The organism is Vibrio sp. OPT20 (assembly GCF_963889365.1).
Taxonomy (GTDB): domain Bacteria; phylum Pseudomonadota; class Gammaproteobacteria; order Enterobacterales; family Vibrionaceae; genus Vibrio; species Vibrio splendidus.
The window spans coordinates 159845-178118 of sequence record NZ_CAWPOA010000078.1 but is presented as its reverse complement, the minus strand read 5'-3'; the positions used below and the strand labels follow the sequence as shown (position 1 = coordinate 178118).

The following is an 18274-nucleotide window of genomic DNA, read 5'->3' as shown; positions in this document are numbered from 1 at the left end:
AATATAAAATTTATTAAATTCACTTTCATTAAATTATATATTTAATGAAGAAATCAAAGAATCCACCTACAACGTTGAACTATCAATGGTGAGAGAACCACCTATTAACATCAAATTGAATGACGTAAGAAGTACTATTTTCGATATTTATTTTAAGTCACAGTTTCATTTAATCGATAATGAATAGTACAATAAAAAATTCAACGCCAACAAAATCCAAGGTTTTAGCCATGCTCACTCGAATATCGGTCATTACTACTAGCTGTATTTTCATGTTATGGATAAATACAGCCTATGCTGATAATGAAAAATACCTCCCCCTAGATAGAAGTTGTTCTAGTATCGTTTGTAAGCATTCGATAGAAAATACTAGCTTCCAGTACGATAAAGAGGAAAACCTCGTATTCTCTTCGGACAAAACTTCTAACATGGATAAGATATCATCATCTTTATACGTCATTTTGGAGAATAAAGAGGACAAAAATAATAATGATATAGACACCATATTGGATGTAGTAGAACTTTGGGAGGAGTAAAGATCAGGAGGAAATTTCACACAACAACTTACCTTGAATTCCGATAAGGTAAATAGGTTCAAAGAACACCAAAAAAGGCAATATCTAAAACAGAAAAGCGCAATACAACACTTAAGTAATACCACGCTTTTAATTTCAGATAGAACTAGTAGCAAGGAAAAAAGTCAACCAAACACATAAGTTGACTTCCTAGCTCAACAAAAAATGTTCCCCTTCCATTGAACTATTAGGCTTACAGCGCCTTATAAAAAGTTAGCCATTCACCTCGTTCTAAGCCACTGACGTGCACACCAGAGATGCCACTTGAAGTTGTCGCATTGGTCGGAGAAAACGAGAGGTTTACGTTTTTGAATTGATCGGAGATTTCACTTTCCGTGCCCGTTTGAGAAAGAATGTAGCCCAAGTTCGTTGAACTCCAACTTGAATTGCCGCTGTCTTCCCACTTTTTGAGGAGTTCTTTGGTCACCAACTGGCTGCCAACCTTGAGAGCCGGGCCGCTGATATTTCGGAACTGATAATAGTCCGCACCCGAAGAAGTTAACGCAATCACCTTATCTTCTAACACATACAAAGACTTGATAGCATTGTTACTCAGAGACTCTGTTACAAGTAAGGTTCTCGTCATGTTATCAACGATATAAAGAGAACTTGCTGTGGTAATCGCACTGGTTTTTCCGTCTCGCGATGTCGCTATCTTGCTAATAGCAGAATCAACGGTCAGCTCCCCAAGTACGGTTTGTTGTATCGAGTTAGACACCCACTCAACCTTATTGCTATCCAACCCCAACAATATCTGCTGATTCACGACAATATTGGCTGTTTTAAGGTTTAACTTATCAATCGTCATCTTAGTGGATAGGTTAGCCGTATCGATAACTTCTGCCGCTAAGCTGCTGTTTGAAAGGTAATTCTTATAGACAACCAATGCTTCACTTTCATCATAAGATGGCATGACTTGCGATGAGGTAGCTTTCAATGCGTGACTCCAGCTTTTCATTACTAGCTTATTAGCACTTAGCAATTTGAGTTCTTGCTGTGAGTATATCGAGCTTCCGGTATTTTTAATCGCTAGTAACGAGCCACTTTGTAACAGAGGAACCACTGCTGCGAAGTTATCATTGATGCACGACTCACTCGATTTAGGCGGCACGGCTGGATTAGGTTTTGGAATGGGTGGAAGCGTGCCTCCACTACGACTGCTGTATGTATCAATCGCAAAAGCCTTCACGCCAACATCGTTATTATTCGAACCATTGAGGCTTGTGAGGAAAACACCATTAGCGCCTTGGCTATTACAAATATCACTCGATGTGGGTGAGACGTAAGCGGTCGGTTTGTAAACCTTGTATGCCTGAACACCATTTAGCGCAGGAACTAACTGAATGATTTCACTCGAGTCTACCGGTATTTCTCCGCCTCCAGTGCCACCTCCGTGATCGTCATCATCATCATCGTCGTCATCATCATCGTCATGGTCGTCATAATCATCGTCGTCGTGCGAACGGATACTAACCAGACCAGAAACCGCTTGAGATGCAGGGTCACCATTGATTGTCACCGGCTTATTGCGTGAAGAGCTATCAATTTGCATAACCACATCATTAGCCGTTAAAAACACAATCTGACTGCTCGCTGGATTCAGAGCTATCGACTTCGCACCAGACAATTGCGGTACCGATTGTGAACCGCGAACAACCAAAGAATCTTCAATTTGTAGATGCCGAGAAACTGTACCAGCAACGTCAATATTAGATAAGTCTAAAGTCTTATGTTCTATCATCAAATCAAGAGCATGGGCAATATTGGTATAAGAAGACTGCTTACCGTCACTTTGCGCCTTTTTCATAGATTTTAACAACAGATTTGATAGATCTTTAGACCCATGAGTTGAATCCAGCACACTAAAATTGATGCCAACATGATCGCCTAACTTACTTTGAAGCGATGCCTTTGCTTGCTCTACATCGTTACTTACCGTTGGGTTAAACATCATCTCGCTATGAATCAAAGTTGTGAAAGGCGTCACCACTTTCATACCAGGAGAAGCAGTCAAAATTGCACCATCATATTGCCTTTGCTGTGCGTACCCAGAAACATCAGCAATCTGTTTCTCTTGATCACTGCATACGCCATTCAGATCTGCATCAGCGCATACTAATGAATCTAGAAATGCATAGCCTGAAGCCGTAGACCCAACTGGGTTTTCGCTATCAGAACTACCTCCACATCCAGAGACCATTAAGACACTAGATATTGCTAGTGACAATTTGCATATTAAGAATTTATTGTGCATTTTTTCGACCGATTCACCTAGTTTATGATTTGATTGATAGTATTTTATTTTGCTATTAAATCACTTAACGAAATAAAAGATCAAATGATATTGATAATTACTATCATTTAAATTAATATCCTCCGCCTTTCCTATGGGTAATTTATAAATTATTTGGAGTTCAGGTGGTAAGGAATCCATACAAATTAATGAGTGTTTCACTCGTTTCCACAATGCTGATTGCTTGTGGCGGAGCAGAGTCAGATCCGAAGCTCAAACAGTCACAAACTAAGCTAAGTTCTCAGAATATTTCGGGCATAGCTTTGGATGGTTATTTACGCAACGCGAAGGTTTGTTTAGACAGAAACAGCAATGCCATGTGTGATTCTGCTGATGGAGAAATTGCCACTACGGACGCCGAAGGACGATTCCAACTAGACGTCGACAATGATGTCGCCCAATACCCAATATTGGTCGAAGCGGTTGCCGGTATAACTATCGATATGGATTCACCGAATCAGCCTATTGAATCCGGATTTACGCTAGAAGTACCGAGTAGCAATTCGGGCGTGATTAGCCCCGTGACGTCTCTCATTGCAAGTGTATCGAGAACCAGTGGAATCAGTTTTGATGAAGCAACCCAGCTTGTAGCCAGCGACTTAGGCATCGATAAACAACTGGCTGTTGGTGATTATTCCGCATCAAACTCAACCAAAAGCCGTGAAGTACACATGTTTGCGCGCGGTGTTACTCGCGTACTTCAGGAAGCACAAATGGCTTCTGTTGATGCAGGTGTCGACCAAGTAAATGCTCGAAAAGGATCTATGTACAAGCTGGCAGAGCTTGATTTAGCAGAATTTAAAGCCAAGACCGATTTGCTGTCTCATGGCGCATCAGGAACCGATAGCGCATTGAAACAACTTGGTAAGGAATACCGAGACCAACTCAAAGTTTCCCAAGAAGACATCGATGGAAATGAAATCATCACTAGGCCGCCAGCTCCTAAGCACGGTCAAGTCAATGATGCCTCAGACACCTTCGATTGGCAGCTTGTGCGTGGCTTCACTCACAACACAGATTACGAATATTCATTGGATTCAGGGAAGACTTGGACAACGGTAATTCGTAAGCCGATTGTTGTAGGGAAACTGGCGTTCGACAAAGGAGCCGTTCAAGTTCGAGTTGCTGCGTCTAACGTTCGTAATACCCCTGCCGGAAAGCCCATGCTTTCAGACAAAGCGTTTACGCTAACGACAGTGCCTGCTGCTCCAGCCTGGATTAGTGTGAATAACGCGATCAATCAATTTGATTGGGCATTTGTCGACTCGTTTAATGAACTAGGTTTGTATGAATATTCATTAGATAACGGCTCAAACTGGACAAAAGCGACTGAAAAGCCTCAAGACATTCCAGATCTAGATATTCCAGTTGGACATCTAAAAGTTCGTGTAGCCAAAGATGACTCGCTAGGTCACCCAACAGGATTAAGTTCAGCATCAGAACAATCGATGACGGTAACCCCAATCCAACCAGTAAAACCGGTATTGGAATTTGCTAACGACAGCACCAATCAGATCAACTGGCTTTGGGTTAATGGATACAACGACCCATCTTTCTACGAGATTAATCTAGGTAATGGTTGGCAGGACGTCACCGCACTGCCGTATCTTGTTGGCAATGTTTCACTTCCTGCAAACACGATTTCGGTTCGCGTTAAGTCAAATGCACTGGATGCCCGCCCCGCGGGAGTTCCGTTGGTTATCAGCTCTGTATTCACTCGCTCAGAAAATCAACCTATAGCACCAACCTCACCGATTGTTGACGATGCAGAAAACACATTCGCATGGACAGACGTTGAAGGATTTACGGGAAGTGATTTCTACGAATACTCTCTCGATAGAGGCATTACTTTTACCCCTGTAACTAGCAACCCACAGGCTATCCCAGATGAGACGTTTGCCAAAGGGCAAATCTGTGTAAGAGTAAAAGCAGGTACAGATCCTCAACATGATCCTGGCGAAGCGCTGTGTTCAGACAAGGGCTACTCTGTTACTCCTAGTATGCCTGCCGCACCGACATCACCAAACTCTCATGACGGATTAGATACATTTGACTGGACGTTTGTTACCGGGTTTTCAGAGGTAACGGATTACGAGATCAATGCACTCAACACCGGCTGGGCAGTGGTTACCACAAAACCATATCAGCTAAATGACCAAGCTTACGCTATCGATTCAATCCAAGTACGCGTTAAACGAGATCCGATTACGGGTCGTCCTAGCGGTTCAGAGTTAACCAACGATGTCGCGTTTACTGTTCGTCCGTCAGCACCAAGTGCCCCGACTGGTCTGGTGGTTAACGACACCGACAACACGCTCGATTGGACATACTTCGGCGAATTCACTCAGCCCGAGCACTTCGAAGTCACACTCGACTCCAGTTCAACTTGGACAAAAGTAACCGCTAAGCCTGTAGTGATTGGCAATGTAGATAAGAACATCGCTGAAGTGCAATTACGAGTAAGGCAGAACCCAACTAATGGTATGCCTCATGGCGCATCAGCATTAACAACAGAAGCCTTTACTAAGGTGTTTGAAATACCCGCGCCAACCTCGCCTAAAATCGTGAATACATTCACTGGTAGTAACCCAATCAATACCAATGGATTTCAATGGGATTACTTAACCGCCAACGTTGAGGGTCAATCGGTTCGTTTTGACCAAGCCGAATACTATGAGTTCACCAACGATAAAGGTGTCACTTGGCATCCTGTTGTTTCAAAACCTCAATTTATTGGCCCAGAAGCGTACGACAAGGCTAATGTCGGAGTTCGACTAAAGAAACAAGCAAAAGAAGGCGTTTCCAATTCAGTCAGTGACACCCTTTGGGCTACAGATGCTGTTAGTAGCTTCACTGCATTAAAATTCGTACCGATGAAAACCCGTTCGCAGGTCGCTGATTTTAGTTACGGTGGCTCATGGAATACCTACTCCTTAAATTGTATTGCTGAATACGATGACAAAGGACAAGGGGAACCGACGTTCTGGGCAAAACGATTCTCTTCAGAAATCAATACCGTCTTCGATAAAGTCGCACAACTGGATGATTGTGATATCGCTGGTTGGACGCTTCCAGACACCAATGAAGTGATTACGCTATCGCAACGAGATCCTGCAACACTGCCATCAAATCTAAGAAGTGGTGGTTACTTGGTATCGAATCAGTCAATGAATATATTAGCGGATAAAAATGGCGTCGCTGTCACTATCAACAAAGGCCAGGAATCTGTTGAGCAATATTATTCAAAATACGCATACGCTAAATGGCAATTACCATCGGGTGCAGAGTTACTTACTGGTGTAGACAGCGCGACGACTGAAATAACCGCATTTTTGAGTACACAAGATACAAAAATTAACGCTACGGAGCTTTATTTAGAAACCTGGCTAACCGACAATCAATCTAAGAGCAAAGGTTACGCTGCATTAGAAGCGGAAGCTCAAGCTAAAGTAGTAGAACTGCAGGCTTTGACCCAACCATGGGCAGATGATCTTAAGAACACAAAGCTAAAGCTAAAAGCTCTTGAGTTTCAGGCCTCTGTTGCTCAAAGCCGAACTGATGCTGAGAGCCTTGAATTCATTAACAAGGTAAAGGCGTATAAGGATCAAGTCGCTAAATTAGAGCAAAACATCGTTGTACTAAGCGCACTAGTCTCTGGTTCTGAGTTTGCTCAAAAATTAGCGCTCATGCAGCAAAAGTCCATAAGTCTATCCAGCTCGACCAACGCACTAAGCTCAGCGTCATTGGCTAAGGACATTCACCAGGCAAGTTTAGACCTGTACAAGGCTATCTCAGACCTAGAGTATCAATATGGCATGGTTAATTCGTTCACAAGTGAGCTGAATACATCAACACAATCGATGGGCTCGGAGTTTGCCACCCTAACAACATTGTTCCAGAAGTTTGTCGGTGAGATGAACACGACGGCCAAAATCCACAACTTAGTACAATCAAAAGTGCTAGCAAAAGATGGACTGAAATTGGCAAAAGACAATGGCTTTAGCGTTTCTCAAACAGACGCAATGGTAAGCAGCCGCTTTGCTAAATTGGACGAGTTAGGCAACTACCTACCAAAAAGCACCACCTACCAACAAGGCTGGCGTTGTGTTGAAGACACTAATATCAAAGGCAAACGCCGAGTATGGACACTGCTCAAAGACGGCCGACCAAATGGTGCTGACGATCTTGCCTATGATGCTTCAGCGACCGGATACGCCAGCATACTAGGCAGCAACGAACTACTCGCTAGCACGAATAACAACAAGCTGTGTGGTTTTAGTGACTGGGAAGTTCCACACTTAGCGCAGTTGCTGTCGATTAACACCAAAGCTGTCGAAGGTTCAAATTCGAAAATGACCTTGGATACAGACGTATTTCCAAATTACTTGGGACTCAAGCCAGAATACGACAAATCTTATTTCGATAATGGAACCACGTTTTATTACTGGTCTAGTGCAGCAAGCGGTGATCAACAATACATCACAAGTTACGACACTAAAGAAAGTAGCCAAACCTTAGATAAAGCTCGTACCGATGGTTCTGAAGACAAAGTCGTCTTAGCTCGATTATTCAGAGAAAAGTCTGCTAATTATCAGTATCTAAATGCGCAAGGAACGGTAGTAACCAATCGACAAAATGCAGTGTGTGCTCAAGACACAGACAGCAACTTGGTTTGGCAACTCTTCTCTCGAGGTGATAGCAGCCGTTTCAAGAAATACGTAGATATTGCCCCTCTTATCACAGCACAAAACACCAAAAGTATTTGTGGCAAAGCCAATTGGCGTTACCCGACAAAAGCTGAACTGTATAGCCTATTGCCACTTAACAACGAAGTGTTTGAGTTCAACGAAGCAACTGGTGGTAGCTATGGCTACTACATCACCAGCGACCCTGCACCTTATGGCCGCTTCAAAGGGTTGAATATGACGACGATGGCGGAGACTGACGTGTCTACCGCGAGCTATTCATCAGCTTATCTATATCGATTAGTTGCAGACTAACGACACCTTTATTAATGACCACAGCAGCCTCAGCTGAGGCTGCTTTCATCTAGGAAATAACAACATGTTTAACAAGAAAAAACAGCGCGGCGCGGCCGCTATCGAATACGCAATTCTCGCAGCAGCAATGTCAGTGGTCTTGCTTAATTTTGTAGGCGGCGAGAATGGTGATCTAACCGAAGCCATTACTGACACTTACCAGACTGTCGTCGATAAGCTCAAAGACGCTCAAAAATCAGAATAAGTCCGTTTACCGTAAATTAAAGGAATAGTTATGACTGCCAAGCGACTCATGTTGCTGTCGTTATTTTGCTCGGTGCTCGGATTGTCCGTTTTACTGTTGAGTCAAACCAATAACGAGTCTGCGAGCACCTCCGTATCGGCTGCTGAGAAAACGATCAAAGTGCTGGTTCCAACTCGCACTATCGAGATAGGCCAAACCTACACTCCAAACTCGTTTCGATGGAAAGAAGTTCCACAGCAAGAGTTAGAGAACTACATCGACCACGTGACACCGGAAGATATTTCTGCCGACCACACGATGTCAGGGCTAGCACGCACCAAACTCGTCAAAGACTCAATATTGTCGAAAGCGGACATTACCGAACCCGAAGGTGGCTACTCGCTCTCATTGAAGTTGCAACCGGGCTATCGCGCGATTTCAGTCCCTGTCGATCAAGTCACGTCTAATTCAGGCTTCATTGAGCCGGGCGACCGAGTAGATATTCTCCTACTCGGTTCACAAGATGGTGAGCTACTTCGTTATGGCAATTCATCTCAAGGATTGTACGTTACAACGATAGTGCATGATGCAAGAGTCTTGGCGTTTAATAACAAGCAAACGGCAGAATCTTATCAAAAGGCTCGGGAATCGAATGGTTTCGAAAATGGTATCCCTGACGACAGCAGTGTCTCTTTAGAAGTGACACCCGAGCAAGCAAACCAAGTGGTACTTGCGAAGCAATTAGGAAAGTTAACGCTTGTATTACGCGGGCAAAACGAGGCTCAAGATCAACCTCAACACGCAAATGCCGTGACGCTGAAAGTCATTTCTCCAGACACAACTCAGGTATTACCTGACGTGGGTTTGGTGGAATTTAGAGCCGAAAATAAAACCGTCAATAATAAAACTGGAGCTGATAACAATGGCTAACATCTGTCGTTGGTGGAGTGTTCTCCTACTATCAAGCCTATGTGTCTCTTTTGCATCTACAGCATCAACATTTGATGTGACGATCAATGAGGCGAGAATGATTCGCTTACCTGAAAAAGCGAAATCCATTTTCATCTCTAACACCCATATCGCTAATTACCAAACCTTAACCAATACCAAAGTGATGATATTCGGTAAGCAAGCTGGCAGCGCTACGATCACCGTTTTGAATGAACAAGAACGCGTGATTTATACCAACAAGATTCGCGTCACGCATAACAGCCGCGAGTTCAATGAACTGGTTAAAAACAAGTTCCCAGAAGCGTCAGTCAACGCGGAATCTCTGGGCGGAAAGTTATGGCTTAAAGGACGCGTTCCTTCTCCGATGATGGCACACAATATCGTGTCGCTCGCGAAAGGCTACTTATCCCCTATTGTCGGTTCTACCGAACAACAAGAGAGCTCGAATTCACAGGGAAACAGTAACAACAGCAGTAGTTCAACCAATCAAAATCAGCAGACTCAACTCAATGATGATGAGCTGATCAATCAATTGGTTGTCACCATGCCAAATCAGGTCAACATTCGTGTAAAAATCGCTGAAGTCTCAAGAAATGTATCCAATAAGTTGGGCATCAAATGGGGTTCAATCGCTGGCGGTGTGGGGCAATTTTCATTTTCAAAGCTGCCTAATGTCAGTAGTTGGGGCAAGCCGAGCATTACTGCTCTGATTGATGCGCTAGCAACCAACGGCATGATGTCTGTGCTTGCTGAACCTAACTTGACCGCAATGTCAGGTGAAGATGCTGAGTTTTTGGTTGGTGGACAAGTACCGCTACCACTGATTACGGCTGACACCACTCAGATTGAATACAAGGATTTCGGTGTAAAACTGAACTTCACCCCAACCGTGCTCAGTCAAAACCGTATCAGCTTAAAAGTAAATCCCGAGGTCAGTAACATCTCAATCGAGAGCCAACAAGTGATAAACGGAACTAACTTCCCTTCTTTTACTTCTCGTAGCGCCTCCACCACCATTGAATTGGCAAGTGGGCAGAGCTTTGCTTTAGGTGGGCTATTGAAATCGGAAGACATCGAACAACTACAAAAAGTCCCGCTCATCGGTGAGATACCAGTACTCGGTAGCCTGTTCCGCTCGACTGAATTCACTCGTAGAGAAACAGAGCTGATCATCATTGTAACGGCTTACCTAGTTCAACCGACTCGTTCGGACTCAATGCCACTACCAACCGATGGCTTAATCCCATTGAGCGATGTTGAACGTTTACTGGCATGGCCAAGAGAGCAACAAAAAACATCAAATAATAAAGCGACTTATACCGACAACCAGAAGCCTCGCTTACTGGGTGACAACGGGTTCTACTACTGAGGACATCATGAACAAATTATCCTTATTACTGCCCGCTCTCATTGCGCTTGCGGGTTGCGCGCCAACGCCTACAACCCAACAACCTTCTGTGGATGTGGTGTCCGTGACAAACAAACTGACTTTAACACTGTCGGGCAAAACGTTATCGGCTCAAGAGAAAGCTGATATCTCTGACTTTATTGCTCGCCGAGGCACGCTATCCAACTTAATGGTCAAGATTGAAAATACGACTCAGAAAGGAGAAAGCCAAAGTGAAAAAGTTAGGCTTCGTCTGATCGAGTCAGGGCTCTACCCTTCGCAAATTTCAGTGTCAGACACTGCGGCGCAAGGTAAAGGCGACATCACGATTTTTGTTGAATCTTATCGTGCCAAAGTAACGGCATGTGACGCGGGTAAAACACCAAGAACCACACTCAACGCCTATCGTACTCAGCGCAATTTTGGCTGTGCGAATGCCAATGCACTGGCGCAAATGGTCGCAAATCCAAAAGACCTGATAGTTGGTCAGCCCATCGACAGTACACAAGGACAAAAAGCGGTGTCCAGCATCGATAACTACTTTGCGCCACCAGCACAAAACCAACAGACAAACTCTGGCTCTTCGAATACCACGCTAGGAGGTTCGCAATGAATCAAGTACACAACTTAACGGTACTGATCGCGGCATCGGAGCAACTCGATACATTAGCGCTCACATACACACTGAATGATTTCGGTATCAACAACATCACAACCTCTTCGAATCAAGAAGATGACGTAGTGAGAGAGGTACTTAAGAATGACGTTAAAACCATCTTCCTCGATGTATTGAATAGCGAATTGCCAGAGTCGAAACAGGTTGTGCAACGTTTAATACAACGTACTGGGTGCCAAGTTATCGCGATTGGTCATTCAACCGAAATTTTTGCTTACCGTGGAATGCTCGCATCCGGTGCCAGTGACTATTTAGTCAACCCTGTGACACCACAAGATCTTGAACACGTCTCCTTTGCTGCTTTGCAACTCAACAACGAAAAACGAAATGAAAAAATCGTTTCCATTGTCAGTGCAAAAGGTGGCTCAGGAAGCAGCACCATTATAGCGACGTTATCGCAGCAGCTTGCCGAACTCGATAAACGAGTAACTTGTATGGACCTCGATTTTTCGATGGGTGATTTAGATTTGCTACTCAATGTCGAAGGCAACACGGCGTTGGTAGAGCTTTTACAATACCCAGAAAGATTAGAACCTCTCGTGTTTGAGCGCAGTGGGATCAGTGTGTCACCCGAGCACACGCTCTTTACCGGTTATCTACCTTTAGACACCACACCATTTTGGCCACAAAAGAGTGCATTCGATCAGTTTACAAAGTTCTGCCTGCAAAGTTCAGACTACTTACTGATCGACATTCCGACCTATTCATTGCGTGACCAGGTTGGCTTTGAAGCGCTTAAAAGTGCCGATATCCGAATCATTGTGGTCGAGCCTACACTCAGCTCCATTCGCAATGCAGGCCAGATAATCAAACGACTTCAAAACCAAGCAGCTTCACAAACCATTGTGGTGTTGAACCATTGTAAGTCCGATTCCGCATCCCTTATTTCGGTCAATGATGTGAAGAAATCACTCGGTACATCCGTAGACGTCATGATTCCATTTTTGCCTAACCATTTCTTGAGCAAGTCATCGCTTGGTCAGCCTGCCCATAAAGGCAATAGGAAAGTGAAGCTCGCGTTTAACTCTCTACTTGAACTAGTCACTGGTGAGCCGCAACAAGGCAGCCGCCGTTTTTGGAAGCGAGGCGCATAATGTTTGGTCAGAACACACAAGCCATAGATCCGATTGTAACGAATAGAGCTCGGTCTCATGAAGCCCTCTCATCAACACCCTCAGTTCGTGAGCATTATCATGTGATTCATGAAGAGGTCATCAAGGCGATCGATCCATCGGTTGTAGTGAGCTTAAGCGCACCCGATCTTGAAGCTAGAATTGCCGAAATGGTGTCAGATATCGTGGTCTCTAAGCAGTTACCGCTTGGTCACAAAGATGTCGCTCATTCAGTGGAACAATTGCTCAATGAGTTTCTAGGATTAGGCCCACTGCAGCCCTTAATTGAAGACCAAGGCATTACCGACATCATGGTCAATGGGTACCGTGAAGTCTACGTAGAACGCTCAGGAAAATTGCAAAAAACGGCAGTTCAATTTCGCAATGAAGAACAACTTCTCAACCTAGCGCGACGCATCGTCAGCAAGGTCGGGCGAAGAATCGATGAATCGAATCCATTAGTCGATGCTCGATTGGATGATGGTAGCCGTGTCAATGTGATGATCCCACCGCTAGCGCTTGATGGAACCTACATTTCCATCCGAAAATTCAATGAGAATAAGCTAACACTCAGCCAATTGGCTCAGTTTGGCGCAATGTCGAAATCGATGGTTAAGCTTATCGATATTATTGTTCGCTCACGCCTTAATGTGCTTGTTGCGGGAGGCACTGGTGCAGGTAAAACCACACTGCTCAATGCGATGTCTTTTAGCATTTCACCTCAAGAACGCATCATTACCATTGAAGACACCGCAGAACTGCGTCTACAACAACCTCATGTTGTACGAGCAGAAACCCGCCTAGCCAATGCAGAAGGCTTAACGCCGATTACTCAGCGAGAATTGGTGCGAAATGCTCTACGTATGCGACCAGATCGTATCATTTTAGGCGAAGTTCGTGGCGATGAAGCCTTTGAAATGATGCAGGCAATGAACACCGGCCATGATGGTTCACTCTGTACATTGCACGCAAACTCGGCGACTGATGCACTAGTTCGCATGGAAAACATGTTGATGATGAGCCAAGCGACTCTGCCTCTGTTCTCATTGCGCCGCCAAATCGCAGACACCATCGATGTGGTTATACAAGTCGAAAGAATGCGTGATGGCAAAAGACGCATTGTTTCGATCACCGAGGTGCAAGGGTTAGAAGGAGAACAATACATCACTCAAGATTTGTTCAAATTCAAGCCGTTATCAGAGGATCAACAAGGCAACCTGATTGGCGAATACAAGAGTGCTAAGTGCGTACCAAGCTTCAATGAAAAAGCCAAATACCACCAACTCGATGCTCAACTAAGAGTAGCGATGGAGCTTGAAGCCTGATGATCTTAGTTCTCACTGTTTTCGTTTTGTTTATCGCGATCGGGTTACTCAGGTTGAGCTCAAAGCAAGCCACCGTCAATAAACGGCTGTTATTGGTAAGCGGCAGTCAACGACCGCTTACAGCTGACGTTTCAATCAAAAAAACCAACCACCAGCGTAGCAACAAACTGCATGCTTTCTTTTTACGAATGAATGCATTGCTGCCAGTTTGGGATAAGTACTTTATTGTCTTATCAGCTATCGGTTTCCCAGCATCAGGCCACATGTTATTTCCCCAACTGGCAATGCATCATCAACTTTTCTCCGCTGTTGGACTTTGGGTTGTATGCACATGTGCCTTGGTGATGTACCGCCGAAAAATGCAGGTAGAAGAGTTCGAACAAGGCATCATCAACGTACTTGGCTTAATTTCTAGAGCGGTGGCTGCGGGGCTCTCAGTCCCACAAGCAATTGAACAAGTGTCAGAAACCCAACCAGGGCTATTAGGACGTGAGTTCTCCTATATTCGCGATAACTTAACGCTCGGTTTAAGCCTTCGACAAAGCCTCGATGATGCATGCGTTCGCCTTCCTTACAGCAGTTTCCGCTACTTCTCGGTCGCGTTGATCCTGAATCAATCGAATGGTGGCCAACTGCGCGACATTCTTCAAAGCTTAAGCAGAACCATGCATGACAATCGAGCGATGAGAAAAAAGGTCAAGAGCTTAACCTCGGAGCCTCGTATGACAGCCCTCTTTCTTTCTATCTTACCCTTGGGGTTATTGGGTGGTATCTATTTGATGGAACCCGCCATGATAGTCCAATTGTTCAACACAGAATCGGGACAGCGGGTACTAACCTACGCCGTCATTAGCATCAGCTCAGGCACACTCATTTTGAACGCTCTGACTCGTAACAGAAGGTTCTCATCATGATGTATGTTGCCTTGCTTCTGTTGGGATGTGCATTACTACTCACAGTTGTCGCACACTTGTCTTCCTTCAAACGAGATGTTGTCGCTGAACGACTGACTCGCGTATCGAGCTACTCCTCTAAGTACACCACCGCTTCAAGTAAATGGCGCTTCCAAGGTGCAAAACCACGACGCCAGAAGTTAATCCTCATTGGCTGGTTGAGTCCTAATGCAGAGATCTATTTTCTTGGCTTAAGACTACTGACGATGGTGACGGGATCTATTGCTTGGTACGTCACTCGAATCCAAGTGCTTAACATGAACTCTGTAGCCGAATGTATCGCAATCGCCATTGTGGTTGGCATCCTGTTCGACCGCATTCTAGATTGGCGCGTGAACCAAGTCCGAATGCAAATTAGCCGCGTTATTCCTGATGCCGTCGATCTGATGGTGGTATGTGTCGCATCAGGCCTAACACTCGAAGCGGTATTTCGCTGTGTCGGTGAAGAGATGCGTGCGATCTCTCCAGCATTGTCACGCGAATGGCTACTCACTGCGACTGAGATATCGGTTCTTGATTCACCACAAACGGCACTTTCAAACCTAGACAAACGAGTCCAGCTTCCTGACATCAACAATATTGTGACCACCATGAATCAAGCGCTTCAATACGGCACGCCTCTCGCTGAAGCGTTAAAGCTGATTGCCTCTGATAGCCGCCAATATCACTTCTTAGAGCTTGAAGAGTGGGTAGGAAAAATACCAGCCAAGATGTCATTCCCTTTAGTGGTCTTCATCATGCTACCTGTCGTGGGCATTATTGTCGTGCCAATCATGTTATCCCTTAAACAAACTCTGGGGGGCTTATGAACAAGATCGTTCTCTTGGGTTTAGCGCTGATTTTGGTTGGCTGTCAGTCAACGAATAACGTTGAAAAAGAGACCTCTGAAGATATGAAAGTCGCCGAGGTTGCACTGATGAATGGCAAACCAGAAAGTGCCATGGATCTGTACCGAAAGATGCTGATATCGAAGCCTGATGACCCACAGTTACTATTGCTAATGGGGTCCGCTGCGAATCAAGCCAGTCGTTATGATGAGGCACTGCATTATCTAAAGCACGGTATCGAGCTTAATCAATCGAGCGCGATTTACAGAGAACTTGGCCGCGCGTGGTTGGCGCTTGGTGAGCTTGAACAAGCCACATCAGCTCTCGAAGAATCTGTCAGATTAGTCGCAACTGATGATGTCGCCCACAACAGTTTAGGCGTGAGTTACTCGCTCAATAAGCAGTATTCAAAAGCGCGTGAATCTTACTCTCATGCCCTCAGCTTGATGCCATCCAGTAATGAGTATCGCAACAACTTAGCCATGGCTTGGATACTCGATGGTAAACCAGAGCAAGGGATCCGAATTCTGCACCCGATCTTTGTCCGAGGTGAAGCGAGTGTAAAACTGCAACTCAATCTAGCACTGGCTTATGCGCTTTCTGGAGACAGTGCGTCCGCGAAAAGTATCGCTCGTGCACATCTATCTCAACCTGAGTTCGCCAACAATAGTCTGTATTACCAAGAGCTTGCTGCTAAAACAGAGCAAGGAGAACAGTGATGCTCTTACGTCAAAAAGGTGCGCAGAGCGTCGAGTTTGCAATGTTGGTGGTACCGTTCCTGATACTGATCATCGGTTTCTTTGAGATCTGCCGCCTGCTGTTGGTCAACATCATCCTTGATGTAGCCGTTAATGCGGGTGTTCGTGAGGCCAAGACACGGCCGATTAGTCCTATTTCAGACCAAGCTTTTGCCGAGACTATCGCAAAGTTCCCACTGATAGATAAGAGCAAGCTCGTCTTGGATCCATCGCCGCTATACGCCGAAAACTTCTCAGATTTAGTTAATGAGAAACCGGTATCCAAAAGCAGAGCAGTGTTAGGCGAGTACAAGGTGTCTTACTCATTTTCATTTGCCTTATTACCTAATCTATCAACTCAGTTTTCTGAGTCTATCGGCAACATGACAACCTTGAAAAGAAAGGTACTGGTTAGTTATGACAACAAATAAAACACCTCGAAAAAAACAAGCGGGTTCAGCAGCGATTGAATTCCCCTTCGTTGTACTCGCACTCATGATCATTTTGTGGGGGCTTGTTGCTACCTACCGCTTATTCAACCTACAGACTCAGCTCGACAACGTGACATATAACCTAGTCAACGCCGTTTCACTAACGCAACTGAAACCAGAGCAAGGCCCAAACGGATTACCTAATACGTTAAAGGATCAGCTTCTCGATCTCGCCGAACGTTATCTTCCGCAAGACATCAAGCGCAGCGATATTGGGTTGGTACTTGAAAGCCGTGTATTTGATACCACTGCTTCGAACTGGGAATACAAGCACATCCATGCCGGGATCATCTGTCAAAGCGACACTCCTCCCATCGAGAAACTAAAGGCACTTATCGTTGAGGGTAGCGGCGACCCTGCGTTAGTTGGAAGACCATCCACCTTGGTTCAACTCACTTTATGTGTGAATACACCGTTTGACTACAAGCGACTCAATCTTCCTAAAACACTCTCAAGTTCATCAGCCGTGATAGGAAAGCATTATGGTTAAACCAATATTCGGCAGCATTGCGCTTAAAAAACAGCAAGGCTCCATGACCATTTCATTGTTGGCGTTACTGTTTCCCGCGCTTTTCATCGCTGTTGGCACCCTGATGATCTCCGCACAAGTGATGGTTTCAAATCGAGCAGCGCAAGCCGCCGATTCGGCCGCATTAGCGTGTGCTTTTGCTGACCAAGCCACTCTCCCAATGATGATGGCTTACCGAGATTACTATCACCCAACACTGAAAGGCGTGAGTGGCTTAACACCAGAAAACCAAGGCTGCCGTATTAGTTTGGGTTATTCAGTTTCAACATTACTGCCTAACTTCAAATATGAGAGCTATGCAAACAAGGTAACGGCGACAGGTGGTGGTTATAAAGGTGTGGTTGAAAGCAAGCAATCTTCGATTCCAACGGAGCTGGTTTTAGTACTTGATGTGTCTGGATCGATGGGTTCAAACATCCAGTCGTTGAAATCCATTTTATCCAATGCATTGAATACGATTCAATCTCAGAGCAATAACGCTAACGATTTAGATTCTGTAAGCATTTCAATCGTTCCCTTCGACTCTGGAGTCGCAGCGCAGCGCCCACCTTGGTTATCCAAAGAAGCGGCAGGAATCTACTGTATTGATGGGCTTAGCTATCGCAATGGCAATTTCTCTGCGGCACTGACCGTCGATAACCTCGCGACGCTTCACTCAGAGCGACCAGTGAAATTTACACCGCCAAGTCAATGGTTAAGCGACTGCAATCAAGACTCACCAATGCTGCCATTGACCAGCGTATTTTCCCGCGTCCAAAACTCGATAAACAACCTAACAGCAAATGGCGGTACTCGCTCTTTTCACGGCTTGTTATGGGGAGTGAGACAACTGATCCCTAGCTGGCAACAAGCATGGGGAATCAACGTCAGCACAGTACCCGAAACCAGAAGAAAGCTAGTGCTCTTCACCGACGGTGCTGACGAAGGAGACACGTTTGACCAACTGGTTAACGCCGGGTTCTGTACTACCGCAATCAATCAATATGGCATCGAAATGAACTTCATCGGCTATGGCGTCAGCCCTTCTCGAATCGCTCAATTCGAGAACTGTGCTGGGGATCCACAACGCGTGTTTAGTGCCACGAATACCACCCAACTCAACGAGTATTTTTCCGACATTTTAGCCGTTGAATACTCGGCAACCATCAAACTCACTCGCTAATCCAAACAAAGCATTTGATTCGAAACACCTGAA

Annotated in this window: 14 protein-coding genes; 13 read left to right on the top strand and 1 reads right to left on the bottom strand. The window is 45.0% G+C overall.

Annotation, left to right across the window (positions count from 1 at the left end):
• Positions 1-768: 768 nt before the first annotated feature.
• Positions 769-2775, bottom strand: a complete 2007-nt coding sequence (locus AACR09_RS17890; protein WP_193835485.1) for a hypothetical protein — start codon at positions 2773-2775, stop codon at positions 769-771.
• Positions 2776-3017: 242 nt separating this feature from the next.
• On the opposite strand from AACR09_RS17890, the gene AACR09_RS17885 reads away from it, so the two are divergent.
• From AACR09_RS17885 to AACR09_RS17825, 13 genes are all read left to right on the top strand, one after another.
• A complete protein-coding gene (locus AACR09_RS17885) occupies positions 3018-7868 on the top strand; it encodes a DUF1566 domain-containing protein (RefSeq protein WP_193835484.1) in 4851 nt (1616 codons plus the stop codon).
• A gap of 64 nt (positions 7869-7932) precedes the next feature.
• Complete coding sequence (locus AACR09_RS17880) at positions 7933-8112, top strand: Flp family type IVb pilin (RefSeq protein ID WP_193835483.1); 180 nt, start codon at positions 7933-7935, stop codon at positions 8110-8112.
• Between the two features lie 30 nt (positions 8113-8142).
• A complete protein-coding gene (gene cpaB / locus AACR09_RS17875) occupies positions 8143-9021 on the top strand; it encodes a Flp pilus assembly protein CpaB (protein WP_102571812.1) in 879 nt (292 codons plus the stop codon).
• The gene (locus AACR09_RS17870; RefSeq protein ID WP_193835482.1) at positions 9014-10411 is read left to right on the top strand and encodes a type II and III secretion system protein family protein; all 1398 of its coding nucleotides are present in this window, start codon (positions 9014-9016) and stop codon (positions 10409-10411) included. The genes cpaB and AACR09_RS17870 overlap by 8 nt, the downstream gene beginning before the upstream one ends.
• 7 nt (positions 10412-10418) lie before the next feature.
• Positions 10419-11042: a CpaD family pilus assembly lipoprotein gene (locus AACR09_RS17865; RefSeq protein WP_193835481.1), complete on the top strand. Its 624-nt coding sequence runs from the start codon at positions 10419-10421 to the stop codon at positions 11040-11042.
• The gene (locus AACR09_RS17860) at positions 11039-12199 is read left to right on the top strand and encodes an AAA family ATPase (RefSeq protein WP_004732817.1); all 1161 of its coding nucleotides are present in this window, start codon (positions 11039-11041) and stop codon (positions 12197-12199) included. The genes AACR09_RS17865 and AACR09_RS17860 overlap by 4 nt, the downstream gene beginning before the upstream one ends.
• Complete coding sequence (locus AACR09_RS17855) at positions 12199-13542, top strand: CpaF family protein (RefSeq protein ID WP_193835480.1); 1344 nt, start codon at positions 12199-12201, stop codon at positions 13540-13542. Before AACR09_RS17860 ends, AACR09_RS17855 begins: the two co-directional genes overlap by 1 nt.
• Positions 13542-14456, top strand: coding sequence for a type II secretion system F family protein (locus AACR09_RS17850; RefSeq protein WP_193835479.1), 915 nt, complete (start codon positions 13542-13544; stop codon positions 14454-14456). The genes AACR09_RS17855 and AACR09_RS17850 overlap by 1 nt, the downstream gene beginning before the upstream one ends.
• Positions 14453-15304, top strand: a complete 852-nt coding sequence (locus AACR09_RS17845) for a type II secretion system F family protein (protein WP_017076994.1) — start codon at positions 14453-14455, stop codon at positions 15302-15304. The genes AACR09_RS17850 and AACR09_RS17845 overlap by 4 nt, the downstream gene beginning before the upstream one ends.
• Positions 15301-16041 (top strand): tetratricopeptide repeat protein, encoded by a 741-nt coding sequence (locus AACR09_RS17840; RefSeq protein WP_108085869.1) that lies wholly within the window; start codon positions 15301-15303, stop codon positions 16039-16041. The genes AACR09_RS17845 and AACR09_RS17840 overlap by 4 nt, the downstream gene beginning before the upstream one ends.
• A complete protein-coding gene (locus AACR09_RS17835) occupies positions 16041-16490 on the top strand; it encodes a TadE/TadG family type IV pilus assembly protein (protein WP_193835478.1) in 450 nt (149 codons plus the stop codon). Before AACR09_RS17840 ends, AACR09_RS17835 begins: the two co-directional genes overlap by 1 nt.
• Positions 16477-17040, top strand: coding sequence for a tight adherence pilus pseudopilin TadF (gene tadF, locus AACR09_RS17830; RefSeq protein WP_108185343.1), 564 nt, complete (start codon positions 16477-16479; stop codon positions 17038-17040). Before AACR09_RS17835 ends, tadF begins: the two co-directional genes overlap by 14 nt.
• On the top strand, positions 17033-18241 hold the full coding sequence (locus tag AACR09_RS17825; RefSeq protein WP_193835477.1) for a VWA domain-containing protein: 1209 nt from the start codon (positions 17033-17035) through the stop codon (positions 18239-18241). The genes tadF and AACR09_RS17825 overlap by 8 nt, the downstream gene beginning before the upstream one ends.
• Positions 18242-18274 lie beyond the last annotated feature (33 nt).